General features: G+C 57.3%; 15 protein-coding genes and 3 pseudogenes. 6 read left to right on the top strand and 12 right to left on the bottom strand.

Features of this window, described 5'->3' with window-relative positions:
• Positions 1-29 precede the first annotated feature (29 nt).
• Both AC07VG_RS29400 and AC07VG_RS29395 read right to left on the bottom strand, forming a co-directional pair.
• Positions 30-1,160 carry an alkene reductase gene (locus AC07VG_RS29400; protein WP_495022345.1) on the bottom strand — a complete coding sequence of 377 codons (1,131 nt, stop codon included), beginning with the start codon at positions 1,158-1,160 and terminating at the stop codon, positions 30-32.
• 51 nt (positions 1,161-1,211) lie between these two features.
• On the bottom strand, positions 1,212-1,694 hold the full coding sequence (locus tag AC07VG_RS29395) for a nuclear transport factor 2 family protein (RefSeq protein ID WP_495022344.1): 483 nt from the start codon (positions 1,692-1,694) through the stop codon (positions 1,212-1,214).
• Between the two features lie 135 nt (positions 1,695-1,829).
• Between AC07VG_RS29395 and AC07VG_RS29390 the strand changes: the two genes are divergently transcribed.
• The gene (locus AC07VG_RS29390; protein WP_495002758.1) at positions 1,830-2,756 is read left to right on the top strand and encodes a LysR family transcriptional regulator; all 927 of its coding nucleotides are present in this window, start codon (positions 1,830-1,832) and stop codon (positions 2,754-2,756) included.
• 153 nt (positions 2,757-2,909) lie between these two features.
• Here AC07VG_RS29390 and AC07VG_RS29385 read toward each other — a convergent pair whose 3' ends face one another.
• Positions 2,910-4,322 (bottom strand): sodium:solute symporter family protein, encoded by a 1,413-nt coding sequence (locus AC07VG_RS29385; protein WP_495002759.1) that lies wholly within the window; start codon positions 4,320-4,322, stop codon positions 2,910-2,912.
• A 263-nt stretch (positions 4,323-4,585) separates the two neighbouring features.
• Between AC07VG_RS29385 and AC07VG_RS29380 the strand changes: the two are divergent.
• The 3 genes and pseudogenes from AC07VG_RS29380 (at position 4,586) to AC07VG_RS29370 (ending at position 6,154) form a co-directional block, all read left to right on the top strand.
• A pseudogene (locus AC07VG_RS29380) lies at positions 4,586-5,067 on the top strand (LysE family translocator).
• 117 nt (positions 5,068-5,184) lie between these two features.
• Positions 5,185-5,561, top strand: a pseudogene (locus AC07VG_RS29375) (transposase); the annotation flags it as partial.
• 101 nt (positions 5,562-5,662) lie between these two features.
• Positions 5,663-6,154, top strand: a complete 492-nt coding sequence (locus AC07VG_RS29370; protein ID WP_495022343.1) for a GNAT family N-acetyltransferase — start codon at positions 5,663-5,665, stop codon at positions 6,152-6,154.
• Positions 6,155-6,358: 204 nt separating this feature from the next.
• Here the strand turns inward: AC07VG_RS29370 and AC07VG_RS29365 are convergent, their stop codons facing one another.
• The 7 genes and pseudogenes from AC07VG_RS29365 to AC07VG_RS29335 form a co-directional block, all read right to left on the bottom strand.
• Positions 6,359-6,664, bottom strand: a complete 306-nt coding sequence (locus tag AC07VG_RS29365; protein WP_495022354.1) for a panthothenate synthetase — start codon at positions 6,662-6,664, stop codon at positions 6,359-6,361.
• A 222-nt stretch (positions 6,665-6,886) separates the two neighbouring features.
• Positions 6,887-7,129: pseudogene (locus AC07VG_RS29360) on the bottom strand (tyrosine-type recombinase/integrase); the annotation flags it as partial.
• Positions 7,130-7,158: 29 nt separating this feature from the next.
• A complete protein-coding gene (locus tag AC07VG_RS29355) occupies positions 7,159-7,689 on the bottom strand; it encodes a hypothetical protein (RefSeq protein ID WP_495022342.1) in 531 nt (176 codons plus the stop codon).
• A gap of 189 nt (positions 7,690-7,878) precedes the next feature.
• A complete protein-coding gene (locus tag AC07VG_RS29350; protein ID WP_150638969.1) occupies positions 7,879-8,877 on the bottom strand; it encodes an NADP-dependent oxidoreductase in 999 nt (332 codons plus the stop codon).
• Positions 8,878-8,943: 66 nt separating this feature from the next.
• The gene (locus tag AC07VG_RS29345) at positions 8,944-9,813 is read right to left on the bottom strand and encodes an alpha/beta fold hydrolase (protein WP_495022341.1); all 870 of its coding nucleotides are present in this window, start codon (positions 9,811-9,813) and stop codon (positions 8,944-8,946) included.
• Between the two features lie 84 nt (positions 9,814-9,897).
• Positions 9,898-10,686 (bottom strand): SDR family NAD(P)-dependent oxidoreductase, encoded by a 789-nt coding sequence (locus AC07VG_RS29340; RefSeq protein ID WP_495002763.1) that lies wholly within the window; start codon positions 10,684-10,686, stop codon positions 9,898-9,900.
• Between the two features lie 54 nt (positions 10,687-10,740).
• The gene (locus AC07VG_RS29335; protein ID WP_495022340.1) at positions 10,741-11,841 is read right to left on the bottom strand and encodes an alkene reductase; all 1,101 of its coding nucleotides are present in this window, start codon (positions 11,839-11,841) and stop codon (positions 10,741-10,743) included.
• Positions 11,842-11,989: 148 nt separating this feature from the next.
• On the opposite strand from AC07VG_RS29335, the gene AC07VG_RS29330 reads away from it, so the two are divergent.
• On the top strand, positions 11,990-12,577 hold the full coding sequence (locus AC07VG_RS29330) for a TetR/AcrR family transcriptional regulator (RefSeq protein WP_495022339.1): 588 nt from the start codon (positions 11,990-11,992) through the stop codon (positions 12,575-12,577).
• Positions 12,578-12,889: 312 nt separating this feature from the next.
• Here AC07VG_RS29330 and AC07VG_RS29325 read toward each other — a convergent pair whose 3' ends face one another.
• Entirely contained in the window at positions 12,890-13,576 is a 687-nt protein-coding gene (locus tag AC07VG_RS29325; protein WP_495002766.1) for a glutathione S-transferase family protein, read from the bottom strand.
• 69 nt (positions 13,577-13,645) lie between these two features.
• A complete protein-coding gene (locus AC07VG_RS29320; RefSeq protein WP_495002767.1) occupies positions 13,646-14,392 on the bottom strand; it encodes an SDR family oxidoreductase in 747 nt (248 codons plus the stop codon).
• A 134-nt stretch (positions 14,393-14,526) separates the two neighbouring features.
• Between AC07VG_RS29320 and AC07VG_RS29315 the strand changes: the two genes are divergently transcribed.
• The gene (locus AC07VG_RS29315) at positions 14,527-15,414 is read left to right on the top strand and encodes a LysR family transcriptional regulator (protein WP_495022338.1); all 888 of its coding nucleotides are present in this window, start codon (positions 14,527-14,529) and stop codon (positions 15,412-15,414) included.
• Positions 15,415-15,909 lie beyond the last annotated feature (495 nt).

Below are 15,909 nucleotides of genomic sequence, written 5' to 3'. Positions count from 1 at the left end.
TGCTCGGCTATCGTGCCATTCGCTCGTGGTCACTGAGGGGCGGAAAAATTCGCCGAGGTTGTTTTGTAAACGGGATAGTCGGTGTAACCCCGGGTGACGGAGTCATTGACGCCGTAGTAGGTCGTGCGATCGCCTTCGGCGATTGGCCAGTCGTGTTGCATGCGTTCGACCAGGTCCGGGTTTGCAATGAACGGACGACCGAACGCGATCAGATCCAGATCGCCTTTATCCAGTGTGGCTTCGGCGCTGTTACGGGTGAAGCCGCCAGCCGCGATCAAGGTACCGCGATAGGCTTCCCGGAACTTGACGGCGAAGCCGTCGGGAATCGCCTCGGCACCGATGGTGAGTTGGTCACTCAGGTGCACGTAGGCCAGGTTTCGCTCGTTCAGCGCGGCCGCCAAGGTCAGCCAGGTTTCGGTTTCTTCGGCATAGGGTTGCATGTCGAAAAGGCGACCGAAGGGCGAGAGGCGTACACCGACTCGCGCACGGCCAATCTCAGCGGCTAGAGCGTCGAGCGTCTCAAGCATAAAGCGTTGGCGGTTGGCGACGGAGCCGCCGTATGCATCGGTGCGAGCGTTCAGTGCGCCGTTGAGGAACTGTTCGAACAGGTAGCCGTTGGCGCCATGCAATTCGATTCCGTCAAACCCTGCATCAATTGCTCGACGCGCAGCCTCGACAAAGTCCGCGGTGATGCGATGAATCTCATCGAGGGTTAATGCTCTGGGCGTGCTCGCCTGGACGGGGCCGGGTTTGCCGGGTTCGGCCCAGGCGTAGGCATTCGACTTGGCCGCCGCTTTGGCAACGGAAGATACCGGCGCCGCATTGTCGGGTTGGATCGACACATGAGACATGCGCCCGACGTGCCAAAGCTGGGCGAAAATTTTCCCGCCTTTTGCGTGCACCGCATCAGTGACTCGACGCCAGGCTGCGGTTTGTTCATCGGTATACAGCCCCGGATTGAACAAGTACCCACAGCCTTCCCGGGAGATTGGCACGCCTTCGGTGATGATGAGGCCTGCGGATGCCCGTTGGGCGTAGTACAGGATCGTGTGCTTGTCTGGAATATCCGCCAGTGCCCTGGCGCGAGTCATGGGGGCCATGACCACGCGATTGGCCAACTGAGTGCCGGCCAGGTCAAAGGGTTTGAACAATGGATTCATCAGGAACCTCGTAATCAGCAAGGGGTAGGTTGAGGTGTGTGGCGAAGTCAATCAGCCAGGCAGTACCAGACCGTCGCCGGGGTCACCGCCTCCAACGTCGGGTTCAGGCCACACCACATCAAGGCGAGTCCGGCTGATCAGCCATTGGCCATCGACACGGCGGTACTCATCGGCGTAAAGCCCCAGTAGCAGCAGTGGGTTTTCGTGAGCGGGGCGTGCAGTGGTGAAGTCGATCAAGTAACAGCGGCCTTCCGCCCGGTCCTCCTCAAGTACTTCAATCCAATGATTGGAAACGGCATGAATGAAGGGGTAGCGGCCGCGCTGATGAGTGTCGAAGGCAACGAAGGCCTGGGCCAGACCTTCCTGGATGGCCTTGCGGCCGCGCCAGGTGCCACGATCCACTTGGCAAATGGCGTCTTCGGTAAACAGTTGGGCGAGAGCGTCGATTCGATTGGTGTCGAGGTGGTGGCAATAGCGCAGTCGAAGGTTTCTGATGGCTTCAAGCGTGAGTAAGTGATTGAGTTCGGTTTGCATGGGCACCTCGGTTGAAGGGGTATTCAAGAGGGCGCCAGCGTAATCCAATCTCTCAGTTCTATTAATTGCGTAAAATTCTAATCACTTGATCCTCTGAAGCTATAATCGAGCAGCACCCACTCTATGGAATAGCTTATGGATTCGCCGCGATTCGACGGCATCCCCGAATTCACGCTAGCCGCTCAACTTCAGAGTTTTACGGCCGCAGCGCTGCAACTGGGCGTGACCAGCTCGGCGGTGGGCAAGAGCGTGTCGCGCTTGGAGAAACGTCTTGGCATCAAGCTACTGCACCGAACCACGCGCAAGCTGAGCTTGACCAGTGAAGGGGAAGCCTACTTGGCCAGTTGCCTGCGAGTGATGGACGAGCTACGGGACACTGAAGATAGTTTGTCTACAGGGCATGCCGAGCCCCGGGGGCGCTTGCGCATTGATCTTCCTGCCGCGTTCGGGCGGCGACACATTGCCCCGTTGTTGATTGGCCTGTCGCGGCAATACGCGCACCTTGATCTGACCATGACCTTCGGCGAGCGCACCGTCGATATGATCGGTGAAGGCATTGACCTGGCGGTACGGATAGGCGACTTGAAGGATGATCCGGAACTGGTCGCGCGCAAGCTGGGTGAGCAGCATCTGGTCATCTGCGCTTCGCCCGATTACCTGCGCAGAAACTCACCGGTCCTGGAGAAGGCGGATTTGCTGCTGCACGATTGCATCATCGCCTGGCGCAAGGGGTTGCGCGCCGCGTGGCTGCTCAGAGGGCCCAAAGGTCTTGTTGAGCAGCAAGAGATTCGGGTTCGGCATGAGTTCGGCGACGGCGAAATGATGCTCCAGGCGACTCTGGATGGCTGTGGCTTGTCGCAGTTGCCCACCTGGCTGGTTGATGAGCATTTACGCAGTGGTGCGTTGGTGACGGTCCTGGATCGCTACGCCGGAGCGCGGATGCCGATTCATGTCATCTGGCCGCGCACGCGTTATATCCAACCCAAGGTACGAATGATCATTGATGCCTTGCTGACGATGACGGCGGCGCAGGCGGAGTTGTTTCTGTCCAACCACGCCTGATTCAGCCACGACGTGAAAAGAGCGAAATAGACATCGTCGATGCCCACGGATTGCTGGCCAGGCACCACCCGACTCAAGTTGATCCTGTCACCGCGATCTTGATATCACGCCGGCGGTAGAGCACAACCCTACAAGGCAACTTATTCGTGCGACTCACGGCAGGGCGGTTTCCGGCGACTCCGCGGGCTTGGGTGGGGTGCCACGTCGCATGGCGTGGCCGATGCTCATGATCACCAGCGGCGTGAACAGCGCGACATAGGCATTGTCGATACCCCACGGATTGCCGGCCAGGAACCATCCGACGGTCGCCACCAGGGAGGCGATAATGCTGATGAACGCGGCTTTCGGCGTGCCGAATTTGGGCGCATAGAACACCATCAGCACCAGCACCGCCAGGGACGCGCGCAGGGCTTTGCCGAGGAAGGCGATCATCAACACCTTGTCGGAGGTCAGGGCCAGCGCGATCGGCAACAGACCGACGACGACGGTCGCCAGCCGGACAAAGCGCAGGGATTTGGCGTCGCTTTTTTCCGGGTTGAACCAGGGCTCGTAGAAGTCGCGCAGCAACAACGTGGCCGAGCCCATGCTCACCGCCGAGATGGTGCCGAACAGCGAGCCGGCCAGGCCCGCGACCACCAGGCCCGCGGTCAATTGATCCATGCTCGCGATCAGGCGGGGAAAGGCTTGCAGCGAATCAACCTGCGGAAACAGCGCGGCGCTGCACATACCGATCAAGGCCGCGCCGATACCGAAGGGGATCATCAGGCCCGCGCAATAGAAGCAGGCGCGTTGCGCCTTGCCCGCGTCGCTGACCGTGTTCACCGCCTGAATCACATACTGGGTGGAGAAGATCGAGCCGATGCCGGCGATCATCCAGGCGATGATCTGACCCCAGCCGATGGTGGTCCAGTCGAACATGCTGGGCGGTAGTTGAGTGCGCAGGGCGCTGATGCCGCCGACCTGTTTCAAGCCGAACCACAGCGCCAGCCCGACGCCGAGGTACTTGAGGCTGGCGTGGACGAAGTTGGTATAGATCACAGAGCGCATGCCGCCGATGCTGACGTACAGCACCGACACCACACCGACAATGATGATCGCCAGGGTGCGATCGACTTGCAGCACACTGGCCAGCACCGCGCCGCCGCTGGCATAGATGGACACCGCGACGATTTCCAGGGCGAAAATGGTGATGATCGAGGTGGCAAAACGGGTTTTCTGCCCGTAGTTGCGCGACAGCACGCCGGAGATGGTGTTGTCGCCCAGATCCTTGTATTTGCGCGCCAGCAGCCAGGCGAACAACACAAAGCCCAGGGCCAGGGCGAAGAGGTTCCAGGCGGCGGAGATCCCGGTTTTGAAGCCGGTTTGCGCGGTACCGATACTGACGGCGGTGCCGATAAATTCCGACAGCATCAGAAAACCGATCAGAAACGCTGGGAAGTGCCCGCCGCCCGTGGTGTAGTTATTGGCGCTACGAGAATGTCGACGAACACCGAAACTGATCAGCGCGAGGCTGAGCATGTAGAACGCGGTGATGGAAAGGACGATCCAGGAGGAGTGGGACTGCATGGTCATTGCCCGATCAACGTGATGAAGGTTGAGGGGAATACGGCAGGAGCGCTGGCGCGGGCTGGGTTCATGGTGATGCTCTTTAAGTATTATTGTGATGCGTTTTAGCTTCCTGCCTTTTGTTTGTGCTGTCTAATATTGAGTAAGTATTGGTGAATACCTTAAAGGTATCGGTGTGTGGCAAAAAGGTGTTGAGCTGTGGGGATGAAACATTCCGATGACCCTTGTAGGATTGGTCCTTCAATCCCCGACGAGTCAGAAAAATGGATGTTCGCTCGATTCTTGCCTTCATCCTGGTCGCAGAGATTGCCATCGCCAGCCCGGGGCCCGCGACGTTGATGGCATTGAACAACACTATCTGGGTGCCAAGCAGTTGTTGAAAAAGAGCCCGGTGCTGGCAGGTGAAGCTCAAGGCCAGCCCACCTGCCACAGGCCATCGCGCAGCAAACTGTACAAGTCGGCGTTCCTGACCGCCGCCACCAACCCCAAGGCGACGATGTTTTTCACCGCACTGTTCCCGCAGTTCATCGATCAAAGCGGCGCACTGCTACCGCAATTTCTGATCCTCACAGCGATCTTCATGGCCTTGTCGCTAACGTCCTTGAGCCTGTATGCCGCACTGGCTTCTCGCGCCAAAGGCCTGCTGATTCGTCCCGTATTTTCCAAATGGTTGAATCAGGTGGTGGGGTCGACCTTTATTGGCTTTGGTGCAGCGGTACTGAGCATGCGTCGGCAGGGTGTTTAGGGGAGGGGGAGGCTGTCGAGTGTGAGCGGCGGCATTGGGCAGATTCTGTTGAAAAAGTAGCTCCCCGGTCTGACCTGCGGCAAAATTGCTTCATTAGCCGGCGGGGGATCGCACAGCATGATGGGACAGTTATCGAGTGGGCAGGAGCGACTGTTTTACTCGTTCAACCTGAAGATCACATCCCAGCCAATCACCTTCTGCGCAGCATTGATCGGTGTCTTGATCTGAGCGACCTGCGCCATTACCTCGCCGATTTCTACAGCCCGATTGGGCGTCCTTCGATTGATCCTGAGCTGATGATCCGCATGTTGATCGTCGGCTACTGCTATGGCATCCGCTCCGAACGGCGGTTGTGCGAAGAGGCTCATTTGAACCTGGCGTATCGCTGGTTCTGCCGGTTGAGCCTTGAAGATGAAGTCCCCAACCACTCGACCGTTTCCAAAAATCGACACGGCCGTTTTCGGGACAGTGATCTGTTTCGTTGGTTGTTCAATGCGTGCGCCGCGGTCGCTGTATGGCGCGCTTTTATTCAATCTGTGTCTAACATTCTGCTCTTGATCGCCCTAGCATCGGCTGCTCCGTCCAGGTGCATACGATGAAAGAGATTCCCGGCAACATCGATTTTTCAGGCTTGACGGCCCGTCGGCTAGGGCCAAATGACCGTGAGATCATTTGTGTGCACCGTGAAACGATGTTCCTTGAGGCGGGAGGAGACCCCTCTAAGTTGCGGGTGATGACTGAACACTTCCGGCCCTGGTTGCACCAGCGTCTATTCGATGGCCGCTACTACGGTTTTGCGCTGACGGACACAGGGAAGCCTGTGGCGGCGATAGGTATGATGAATATCGACTGGCCACCTCATCCGTCCCATCCGACCTTAGACCAGCGCGGCTATGTGCTAAACGTTTTCGTCGAACCCGCATACCGGCGCCGGGGCTTGGCTACAACCCTGATGAAGTTGGCTGAAGCCGAGTTTGCCCAACGCGGAATGAGTTTTGCTGTATTACACGCGACCAAGGCCGGCAAACCGGTGTATGAAGGACTGGGCTGGGCGGCTACCTCTGAGATGGCGAAAACCGTTTCGTGATTTGACTGCCTATCTCAGGAGCCTGGTCGCCGCTTCCAGCCGTTGATGAAAGGCTGCTTCGGGTCGACTCCCGCCCGTCGTGACAGGCAGACGGGCGGCCAGCAGCATCAATATCGTGGTCTGTCCCCGATTGCTCGTCGCGACTTGATTGCGCCAAGACAGAGTAGGATTTGGGGCGTGTAAACCGCCCCGTGCTGATCGCCCTCAGCCCCATGTTTTTCCGAGCGCGTCCAGACCGGCTCTTTGCAGGTCCTGCGGATTCATGGCAAGGCGGAACTTGCAGGTCGCCTCGAAGTTGAGAAAGAAAGGTTCTGCAAAACTGGGGATTTCAGATGAGTCTTGTACGTTGATCAGGAAAATCCCACCGCGCATTCCCTCCTGCTCGGTGAAGTAGGCAGTCTCCGGCTTGATGCTCTCCAGGATACGCCCCATGATTTCGCCGATCTTCCCGGATCTGACGAGAGTGTTGAAGGGTTCATTCGGGAACTCGACCATCAGTAGCATTTTCATCATTCGATACTCTATTCAAATGGCAGCCTCATCTCCCTACCTTTGCTCCTGGCGCTCATGCCGTCAGGACTGCATTCAACCGTTCCTGTGGTGTGTTAAGCATAGCGAAGCATGAGTTGACGTTCGTCCGGGGCTACGGACGGTCATCAAGCTGCCGTTCGCCATCTGCCCAAGCTTTCAGCATCCTCGAAATTGCCTAGCATCGACCGTCGCTATAAATCGTCAGACTTCCGTCTGTTCTGCCATTTCAAGGGCATCGTCGACCTCGATTCCCAGGTATCTGACGGTGCTTTCGAGCTTCGTATGACCAAGCAGGAGCTGGACAGCTCTCAGGTTCTTTGTCCTGCGATAGATCAGCGATGCCTTGGTTCTTCGTCGCGTGTGAGTACCGTACATGGCTGGGGCAAGGCCAATGGCTGTTACCCACGCTTTGACTATTCGAGCGTATTGTCTGGTGGATAGATGTCAACACCGGTTGAAAACTGACCCTTGTTTCATAGTGGGTCGACTTCGCCTGTCGTGATCGGCAGAAGTCTATGGGCCTTACCTTGGTCAGTGCGCGTTTTCTGCCGTTCCCAGGCCAGCTTTATCGCCTCAACGTTAGGCACAAACCTGGACATATGCCGAATCCCTACAACCGGCACCTTCCGCTCGCCAATGGTGGCGGTGAACCCATATGTCGCGCGGTAGGAAGACGCGTCAACATGATCCAATGTTTCTCCATTGCCAAACGCCTCCCACAGGATCTTCGCAGCCGATGGGCTTCCCAGCCCGTTGCTGTACGCAATGATCAACTCCGGCTCAGCGAGCGGCAGCGTCACCCGCTCGAAGAAGTTCATCGATTTGCGCGTCAGTGATGCCAGGCTTGCCGCAGAAGATTGCCGTGCGACTTTTTGTATCGATGCAGCATCCTGCGAGCACAGTAGCAAGGCGTTGGTATAAAGGGTGTCGCGCCAGTCAAAGCCAAGTGCCGTGGGTAGCTCAGTCAGTCGCCTGGCGAGGGTCTTCGGCCCCCCCCCATCCATGCAACCCGTTTCGTCCTACTGCTCCTAGCATCAAACTGCGCCAAACGATCACTGGCGGTTCAGCAGATACAACTTCCGGTTGCAACTCTTCCTGTTTCTGCAACTCTGGCGGAGTCACCACGGATGATGGCTGTTGATGCGGAAAAAGTTGCGCGGCCTCTGCGGTCGACTCATCGATAGGCAGCGTAGTCATTTGATCGTCACAACGACCTTGCCCTTGGCTCGTCCCTGCTCGACGTACTTCAATGCCTCTCCCGTTGATTCAAAGGTGAAGGAGCGGTCAACCACAGGTTTGATGATTCCGGCCTCAATGAGCGCGGTGATTTGTTGCAGTTGGGCGCCATTGGCCCGCATGAACACGAACGTGTAGCTGACGTCCTGCTTGCGTGCCTTGCGCCGAATACCGAGGCTCAGCAGGCGCATGACTTGCTTCAATGGCCAGGACAACCCCTGCTCCTGCGCGAACTGCGCAGTGGGTGGCCCTGAGATGGAAATGAGTTGGCCACCGGGCTTGAGGACCTTGAGTGACTTCTCCAGTACGTCCGCGCCGAGGCTGTTCAACACCACGTCGTAGTCGTGCAAGACACTTTCGAAGTTCTGCTGTGTGTAGTCGATCACCAGATCGGCCCCCAGCGCCTTCACCCATTCGACATTCGCGGTGCTGGTGGTGGTCGCGACAAAGGCGCCGAGGTGTTTGGCAAGTTGGATGGCGAGGGTGCCGACACCGCCGGAACCGGCATGGATCAGCACTTTCTGGCCCTTTTTCAGTTGGGCGGTTTCGACCAGCACTTGCCAGGCGGTCAGTGCGACCAAGGGGATGGACGCAGCTTGTGCCATGTTGGTATTGGCAGGTTTCAGGGCGATCGCGTTTTCGTTCACGGCGATCAATTGGGCGAACGTCCCGATCCGCGCTTCGGGCGGGCGAGCGTAAACCTCGTCTCCCTGTTTGAACCGTTTCACTTGCGAGCCAACCTCAACCACCACGCCCGCCAGGTCATTGCCCAGTACTAGCGGAAATGAATAGGGCAGGATCAGTTTGAATTCGCCTTTGCGGATCTTCGAGTCCAGCAGGTTGACACTGCTGGCGTGCACCTCAATCAAGACGTCGTGGGCACCCACCGCGGGGGCGGGCGCTTCGCCAATGCGCCCGGTGTTCTTGCCATAGCGATCAATTAAAAATGCCTTCATCGTTGTGCGGCTCTTGTCGGTTGGAATGAGGGGGGGGAGCGTTTGCGGCGTTAATGTGCCGTGTTGTCAGGCATCAAGGAACGCCAGTGCCTTGGTCACAAAGTCAACGTAGTGCTGGAAAATGCCGCCGTGCCCGGCATCTTCATAAATGACCAGTTGTGCGTTGGGGATGCGGTTGGCCAGCGCAATCGAGTTAACGCTGGGCACCATGATGTCGTTGTCGCCGTTGACGATCAGCGTCGGCGTCCGCAAGCGCCCGAGGTTTTGGGGTGCCTGTTTGCCCCACGCGGTGATGGCTTTCAACTGCCGTAGGAAAGCACTGGGCGTCGGGCCTTTGTCCCGATTTTTTTTGCGCTTTTTCAAGCGTTGCAAAAACAGCGATGCGGTTCGACGGCCGTTGGGCGTCGAAGTAAAGAATAGGTAGAACTTGGGATCACGCAAGGTCAGCAAGCCTTTGAGCATCAATGGCCACGTCACCGAGCCGACCTTGTCGATACCGGTCCCGCCGGCCGGCCCGGTGCCGGCGAGAATCAAGCGGCGCACCAATTCAGGCGCCTTCAGGGCGACATCTTGAGCGACGAAACCACCGAGTGAAAAACCGAGCACATCGACTGTCTTGAAACCCAGCGCGCGTATCAGTTGAATGGCATCGTCTGCCATTTCGCCGACCGTCATTGGCGCGGTTCCACCAGAGCCGCCGATGCCGCGATAGTCGGTGGCAATGATGCGCCTTGTTTGTGCCAGGCCATCGATGATCCCGGGGTCGAAGTTGTCCAGCACCGCGCCCCAATGGTTGAACAGTACGAGGGGCACGCCGGTCTTGGGGCCGATGTCGCGATAGGCGAAGAGAATGCCGTTGACCCGGATCGACTGATTCGCTGCGTTGACGAACGACGTCTGCGAGCCCGCGGGGTTATTTGTTTTCGTGGGGGTCATGTCTACTCCGAACAGAGGCCCGTAGTCGATGCAGTGCCTTGGGCGCCTGCATCGATACCTGCACGGGTGCTCGCTACAAAATGATCACTGTTGAGTCTGGTAGCGCTGGGCAACCGCAGACTGGCGGATTTGCTGCAGCAGGCCCTGACGTGCGCTCTGCAGGTCATCCCAGCGTTCAGCTTCGTGCAGCGGCGGGATAGTCACCGGCTCACGCCGATCAAAACCGACCAGTGCGGCATCCACCAGATCGCTTACTTCCATGACTTCGTTCAAGGTGTTGATGTCGATGCCTGAGCGATCCCAGATCTCCGTACGGGTGGCGGCCGGCAGCACGGCCTGCACGTAGACACCCTGAGGCGAAAGTTCCAGGCTCAGGCCTTGGGAAAGGAACAGCACAAACGCCTTGGTCGCACCGTAGACCGACATGCCGAACTCCGGCGCCAGACCCACCACCGAACCGATGTTGATGATCGCACCGTCGCCTGCTTTGGCCAGGCGTGGGGCGATGGCGCTGGCGAGCCGCACCAGCGCCGTGGTGTTGAGAGCGATCAGTTGCGCAACGCTGTCGGTGCTTTGGTCGATGAAGTTGCCGGACAGAGCCGCGCCGGCGTTATTGACGAGGATGCCGATACGGGCGTCGTCGCGCAGGCGGGACTCAACGGTTGTCAGATCGCTGAGTTGGGTCAAGTCCGCCGGAATGACATCGATGGCGACGTTGTATTCGCTGCGCAACCGGGCTGCAAGTGCGTCCAGGCGTGCTTGGTCTCGGGCAACCAATACGAGATCGTGGCCGCGTTGCGCGAAGCGTTCGGCGTAGACGGCGCCGATGCCAGTGGAGGCGCCAGTGATGAGAACGGTAGGGCGAGTGCTCATGGGGTCATCTCTCTTTCAGGATGTGTGAAAACAGAAAGCGCGGTCATTGATTGCTCAGCTTGCGGTGGCGCTCAATTCAGCCAACGTCGGGTAGTCGATGTAGCCTGCCGAGCCGCCGCCATAGAGGGTGGCGGGATTGAATGCGGACAACGGCGCGCCGCTCTTGAGGCGCTCCACCAGATCCGGGTTGCCAATGAACGGGCGACCGAACGCAATCAGATCGGCCTGGTCTTCGGCGAGCCGCGAAATCGCCAGGTCCAGGTCATAGCCGTTGTTGGCGATGTAGGTATGTTTGAAGCGCTGGCGCAGGGCGCCGAAATCGAATGGCGCCACGTCACGCAGGCCGCCGGTCGCGCCTTCGACCACGTGCAGATAAACCACGCCGAGGGCGTCGAGTTGATCGACGACGTAATCGAATTGCGCCTGCGGATCACTGCTGGAAACGCCATTGGCCGGCGACACCGGCGACAAGCGCACACCGGTGCGATCCGCGCCGATCTCATTGACGACGGCCGCCGTCACTTCGAGCAACAGACGTGCACGATTTTCAATCGAGCCGCCGTAAGCATCGGTACGCAAGTTGGCGCTGTCCTTGAGGAATTGATCCAGCAAATAGCCGTTCGCGCCGTGAATCTCCACGCCATCGAACCCGGCGGCGACGGCGTTTGCCGCGGCCTGGCGGAAATCGGAGACGATCCCCGGCAGTTCGCTGATATCCAGTGCGCGCGGCTCGGAGACATCTTCAAAGCGGTTGTTGACGAACACTTTGGTGGCGGCGCGCAACGCAGAGGGGGCCACGGGAGCGGCGCCGTTTTCTTGCAGATCAACGTGCGACACACGGCCGACATGCCAAAGTTGCAGGAAGATTTTTCCGCCCTTGGTGTGGACTGCATCGGTCACTTTGCGCCAGCCATCTATCTGCGCCTGCCTATAGATCCCGGGGGTGTCCTGATAGCCCTGGCCCTGTTGGGAAATCTGCGTGGCTTCGCTGATCAGCAAGCCTGCGCTTGCGCGTTGGCTGTAATAGGTGGCCGCGAACTCGCTTGGCACAAAGCCTTCGCCTGCCCGGTTGCGTGTCAGTGGCGCGAGGACGACACGGTTCGACAGCGTGAGGGCGCCAAGCGTGTAAGGGGTGAACAGATTCTGGTCGGTCATTTGGTAATTCTTCCGTGCCCGTTGATGGAGATCGGTTGTGCGTGCAATTAGGATGATGATCGAAATCTAAACTGTCAACAATTTTGATTATGACCAACATCTATGTATCATTGGCGCATGATTTCCCAGTGGACATGAGGTATTGCACGTGAGAGTGACCAAAGCCCAGGCGCAGGCCAATCGGGAGCACATCGTTGAGACGGCCTCTGAGCTGTTCCGTGAGCGCGGCTTCGACGGTGTCGGTGTGTCGGATCTCATGGCGGCTGCCGGTTTCACTCACGGAGGTTTCTACAAGCATTTTGGTTCGAAGGCCGACCTGATGGCCGAAGCCTCGGCCAGCGGCCTTTCCAAATCGTTGGAAGGTGCTGAATCGCTCGATATTCCGGGCTTCATCGACGTCTATGTGACGAGGGAACATCGGGACGGACGTGGCAGCGGTTGCACCATGGCTGCGTTGTGTGGCGACGCGGCGCGTCAATCGGATGATTTGAAAGCGACGTTTGCCGAAGGGATCGAGCACACCCTGCAAACACTAGGGGACAAATATCCGACCAGGCCGGATGCCGCTTCAGGTGAGGGGAGAAAGAAAATGATCGACCTGTTGTCTCGTGCTGTCGGTGCGATTATTTTGTCGCGTGCCTGCCCGGATGATTCCGCACTGGCGGATGAGATCCTTGAGGTGTGCCGCGCTGAAATGTTTGCTTCGTTGTCGGTCAATGAAGTGGAAGCGGTGTAGAGGGGCGGTTCATTCAAAGCGTGTTTTTCGGTAGACCTTCGATTTTGATGCTCGGATCCGAAAGTCAACTTTGGCAAAAGCTGCGGTTCATGAACGGCTACTTTTGGCCGATTGCAGCCCTTTGTGACAGGCAGCAATCGGCCAAAAGCGGACATGGAGCGCCTACGAAAGCTCAGTATCGCTATCCGTTGTATAGGCACTTTCCTGAAGAGTAGGAAAGCGGGCCTCCTGCAAATTCGCAAAGGAGACCCCGCTCCACGGTCGCACCAGGCTAAGTCCCGCCATACGAGACACTGGACTGATATTTATGACTCATCTGACTAAAATGGCCTTCACCTCCAGCAGATGTTTGCGTAACCGGTCTGCATAATCCTCGGCGACAGCAGCCTGAACGCTAGCGCGATTGGCCAGTGCATGACGCCACTCGGCAATGCGACCAAGTCCATCAAACAATGAATGACTTGGTTCGAATCCCAGTATGTCGAAGTAGCGAAAAACTGGGGCTACAGCAATATCCACCATACTGAGCATCTCGCCAGCGAAGTACGGCCCCTCCATCTTTTCACCGTCAAGTCTCTCCAGCTTTCCCCTCAGCGATGAAGACTTACCAAGCGCTGTCTGCTGATCCGTTGCGTTCAAATATCCCCATGCATCAGCAAGCATACCAGTGGCGAATTCGATCCAAGCACGGTGTTGAGCACGGGAAATTGCATCTTTCGGGTGCAAAGCGGGCTCCGGATACACCTGTTCGATGTATTCACAGATAGCCACGCTCTCGAAAAGTACGGTCGCTTCCTCATCGCCTTTTTGCACCATTAGAAGCGGGACTTTGCCCGTTGGCGACATGACCAGAAACCAGTTGGGCCTGTCCTTCAAATCCACATCAACCCGTTGAAATGGAGCCTCTTTTTCGAGGAGTAAAATTGCTACTCGCTGAACAAACGGACAAAGCCCATGGCTAACAAGCGTGAGCCGTGATTGCGACATTTGAATACCCACTGTTATTTCGACAACACCCGCTTCCGAGCGGGAAGCGGGCTGTATAGAAGCGAAGTTGTGACTCGCCCATTAAAGCGAGCGCCCACCATCAACAATAATTTCCGTTCCGACCGTCCAACGAGACTCGTCCGACGCCAGATACAGAACCGCCTTAGCTACTTCTTCAGGCGTACCGAAACGGCCAAAGGGTATAGTCGCGGCGATATCTTTGTTGAGCTGCTCGCGATAGGCATCGGGGATACCCAGCTTGTCGTACAGCGGAGTATCGATCGGGCCAGGGCTGATCGCGTTTACACGAATACCACGCGGGAGAAGCTCGCTAGAGAGCGTTTTCGACATGTTCAGAAACGCCGCCTTCGTTGCCGCATAAACGGATGAACGCGCGACGCCCAGGTGCGCACTTACCGAGGTGTTAAGAACCACCGATGCAGGATTAGAGAAGGCCGGCAGCAGTGCTTGCAGGAGGAAGTAAGGGCCTTTGACATTGATGTCGAAGGAGCGATCAAACATCTCCTCGTTCCAGTCTTCGATTGGCATCCAGACGGATACGCCAGCATTGAGGAAGGCAACGTCGAGCTGCCCGTAATGAGACTGAACAGCCTGCGCCAGCTCCTTCTGGGCTGCGACACTAGCTGAGTCGGCTCGCAGCACAAGGACTTCGCTACCTAAAATAGCTTGAGCATTTGCCATGGACTCAGGATTAACACCTGTGACGATCACGCGTGCGCCTTCGGCGAGAAATTGCTTGGCGGTCTCAAGACCGATGCCGCTTGTACCGCCAGTGATGAGGGTACGCTTGCCTTGTAAACGGGACATGTAAATTTCCTCTCTTTTGGGGCGGCCAGCCGGACGACTGACCTTCTGAGAGCAACTATGTATTCATGCCAGCGCGCTGATAAGATGGGCAAATAGAATAGATCTCATGCAAAATCTGCATGAAAAGGGGCGTGATGGACCGGTTGTTACTGATGAGCTGTTTTGTACGCGCTGTCGAGACAGGTAGTTTTTCTGCTGCGGGACGTGATCTAGGACTAGGGCAACCGAGCGTTAGTCGTTACGTCGCTGCTCTTGAAGACCATTTGAAAACCAGGCTGCTTCACCGATCCACACGAAAGCTGATGCTCACGCCCGAGGGTGAACGGTACTACGCAGATGCGCGGCGTATTCTGGACTCAGTGGAACAGTCAGAGTCCTCACTGAGAGGGAACGTAGCGCCGTCTGGGTTACTGCGCGTCGCTTGCCCGACCGCATTGGCTCACACCTTCATCGTACCGCACGTCGCGAGCTTTCTAGGGCGCTATCCCGAACTGTCGCTCGATCTTCAAATCAATGATCGCTACGTCAATTTAGTCGACGAGGGGGCAGAACTCGCGATTCGTATTGGGCACCTGGAGGACAGTGCAATGCGAGCCCGGCCACTAGCGAGGTTCGAGCGTGTGTGCGTTGCCAGCCGTGCGTACCTAGAGAAACGTGGCTCTCCCTCTTCGCCTGATGACCTGAAGAAACACGACTGCCTCATTTATACCCTCCTATCCACTGGAACCAACTGGCGGTTTAAGGATACTGATGTCCCGATCTCCGGACGACTGCGTGTCAACTCGCCTGAGGCGATACGTGAGTACGTCAATGCAGGATTGGGAATCGCGCAGGGGCCTCAATGGCTTTATGAGGAAGGGCTGAGAAGTGGCAATCTTCAATTGCTGCTTAACGAATACGTGGTACCACCCGTCCCGATCCAAGTCGTATATTTAGCGAATCGGCTGCTGCCCCAGCGAGCCATCGTTTTCATGGATTTTATGGCGGATGTTTTTGCTGCATTCCATGAGCGCCCTAAATAACCTCCTAGCCCACGCCCAGGGTGCGAACGGAGAACCATCAGCATGTCGGCCCCTTGGGCGAAAATCGCTGTACACTCACTATTCTTGCTCGTCAACGGGGCTTTAAGTAGTCACACTGGACTGCAGGGCTTGCCTCTCAAAAGTGTCCTGATTTATTGCCAGCGCCGATTCGATACATCTCTAAATCAAAGGTGCAACTCTCATCTCATGCGGTTAAGAAAACGGGGGCAGATTTATTTGGATCATCGATCGCTTCTGGCCGATAGCAGCCGATCCTGCAAGGCTGCTATCGACAGACCGGGTCGTTGCGTCTGGTGAATGGGCGGGGGAGAGCTCTGCCGTTTCCGGTGGGCAATTCGCTAATTATCCCAGCCCGGGCCCCTGTAGGGCTTTTTGTCTTGTTCGGGGGAGGCCCGTCTGGTACTCCGCACAATCCATACGTGAAATGGCCTTCCAAAAAAACTCATATTTCCCACACGTTTCAGGCATGGGAGA

It is taken from the genome of Pseudomonas sp. GW821-FHT03C07, from assembly GCF_059420925.1.
Note: the sequence above shows the minus strand (reverse complement) of the source record. Positions and strands in the feature narration are given on the sequence as shown.

Coding starts and splice junctions, on each gene's coding strand:
- AC07VG_RS29400 (WP_495022345.1), bottom strand. CDS start 1,160: ATGAATCCATTGTTCAAACCCTTTGACCTGGCCGGCACTCAGTTGGCC.
- AC07VG_RS29395 (WP_495022344.1), bottom strand. CDS start 1,694: ATGCAAACCGAACTCAATCACTTACTCACGCTTGAAGCCATCAGAAAC.
- AC07VG_RS29390 (WP_495002758.1), top strand. CDS start 1,830: ATGGATTCGCCGCGATTCGACGGCATCCCCGAATTCACGCTAGCCGCT.
- AC07VG_RS29385 (WP_495002759.1), bottom strand. CDS start 4,322: ATGCAGTCCCACTCCTCCTGGATCGTCCTTTCCATCACCGCGTTCTAC.
- AC07VG_RS29370 (WP_495022343.1), top strand. CDS start 5,663: ATGAAAGAGATTCCCGGCAACATCGATTTTTCAGGCTTGACGGCCCGT.
- AC07VG_RS29365 (WP_495022354.1), bottom strand. CDS start 6,664: ATGAAAATGCTACTGATGGTCGAGTTCCCGAATGAACCCTTCAACACT.
- AC07VG_RS29355 (WP_495022342.1), bottom strand. CDS start 7,689: ATGGATGGGGGGGGGCCGAAGACCCTCGCCAGGCGACTGACTGAGCTA.
- AC07VG_RS29350 (WP_150638969.1), bottom strand. CDS start 8,877: ATGAAGGCATTTTTAATTGATCGCTATGGCAAGAACACCGGGCGCATT.
- AC07VG_RS29345 (WP_495022341.1), bottom strand. CDS start 9,813: ATGACCCCCACGAAAACAAATAACCCCGCGGGCTCGCAGACGTCGTTC.
- AC07VG_RS29340 (WP_495002763.1), bottom strand. CDS start 10,686: ATGAGCACTCGCCCTACCGTTCTCATCACTGGCGCCTCCACTGGCATC.
- AC07VG_RS29335 (WP_495022340.1), bottom strand. CDS start 11,841: ATGACCGACCAGAATCTGTTCACCCCTTACACGCTTGGCGCCCTCACG.
- AC07VG_RS29320 (WP_495002767.1), bottom strand. CDS start 14,392: ATGTCCCGTTTACAAGGCAAGCGTACCCTCATCACTGGCGGTACAAGC.
- AC07VG_RS29315 (WP_495022338.1), top strand. CDS start 14,527: ATGGACCGGTTGTTACTGATGAGCTGTTTTGTACGCGCTGTCGAGACA.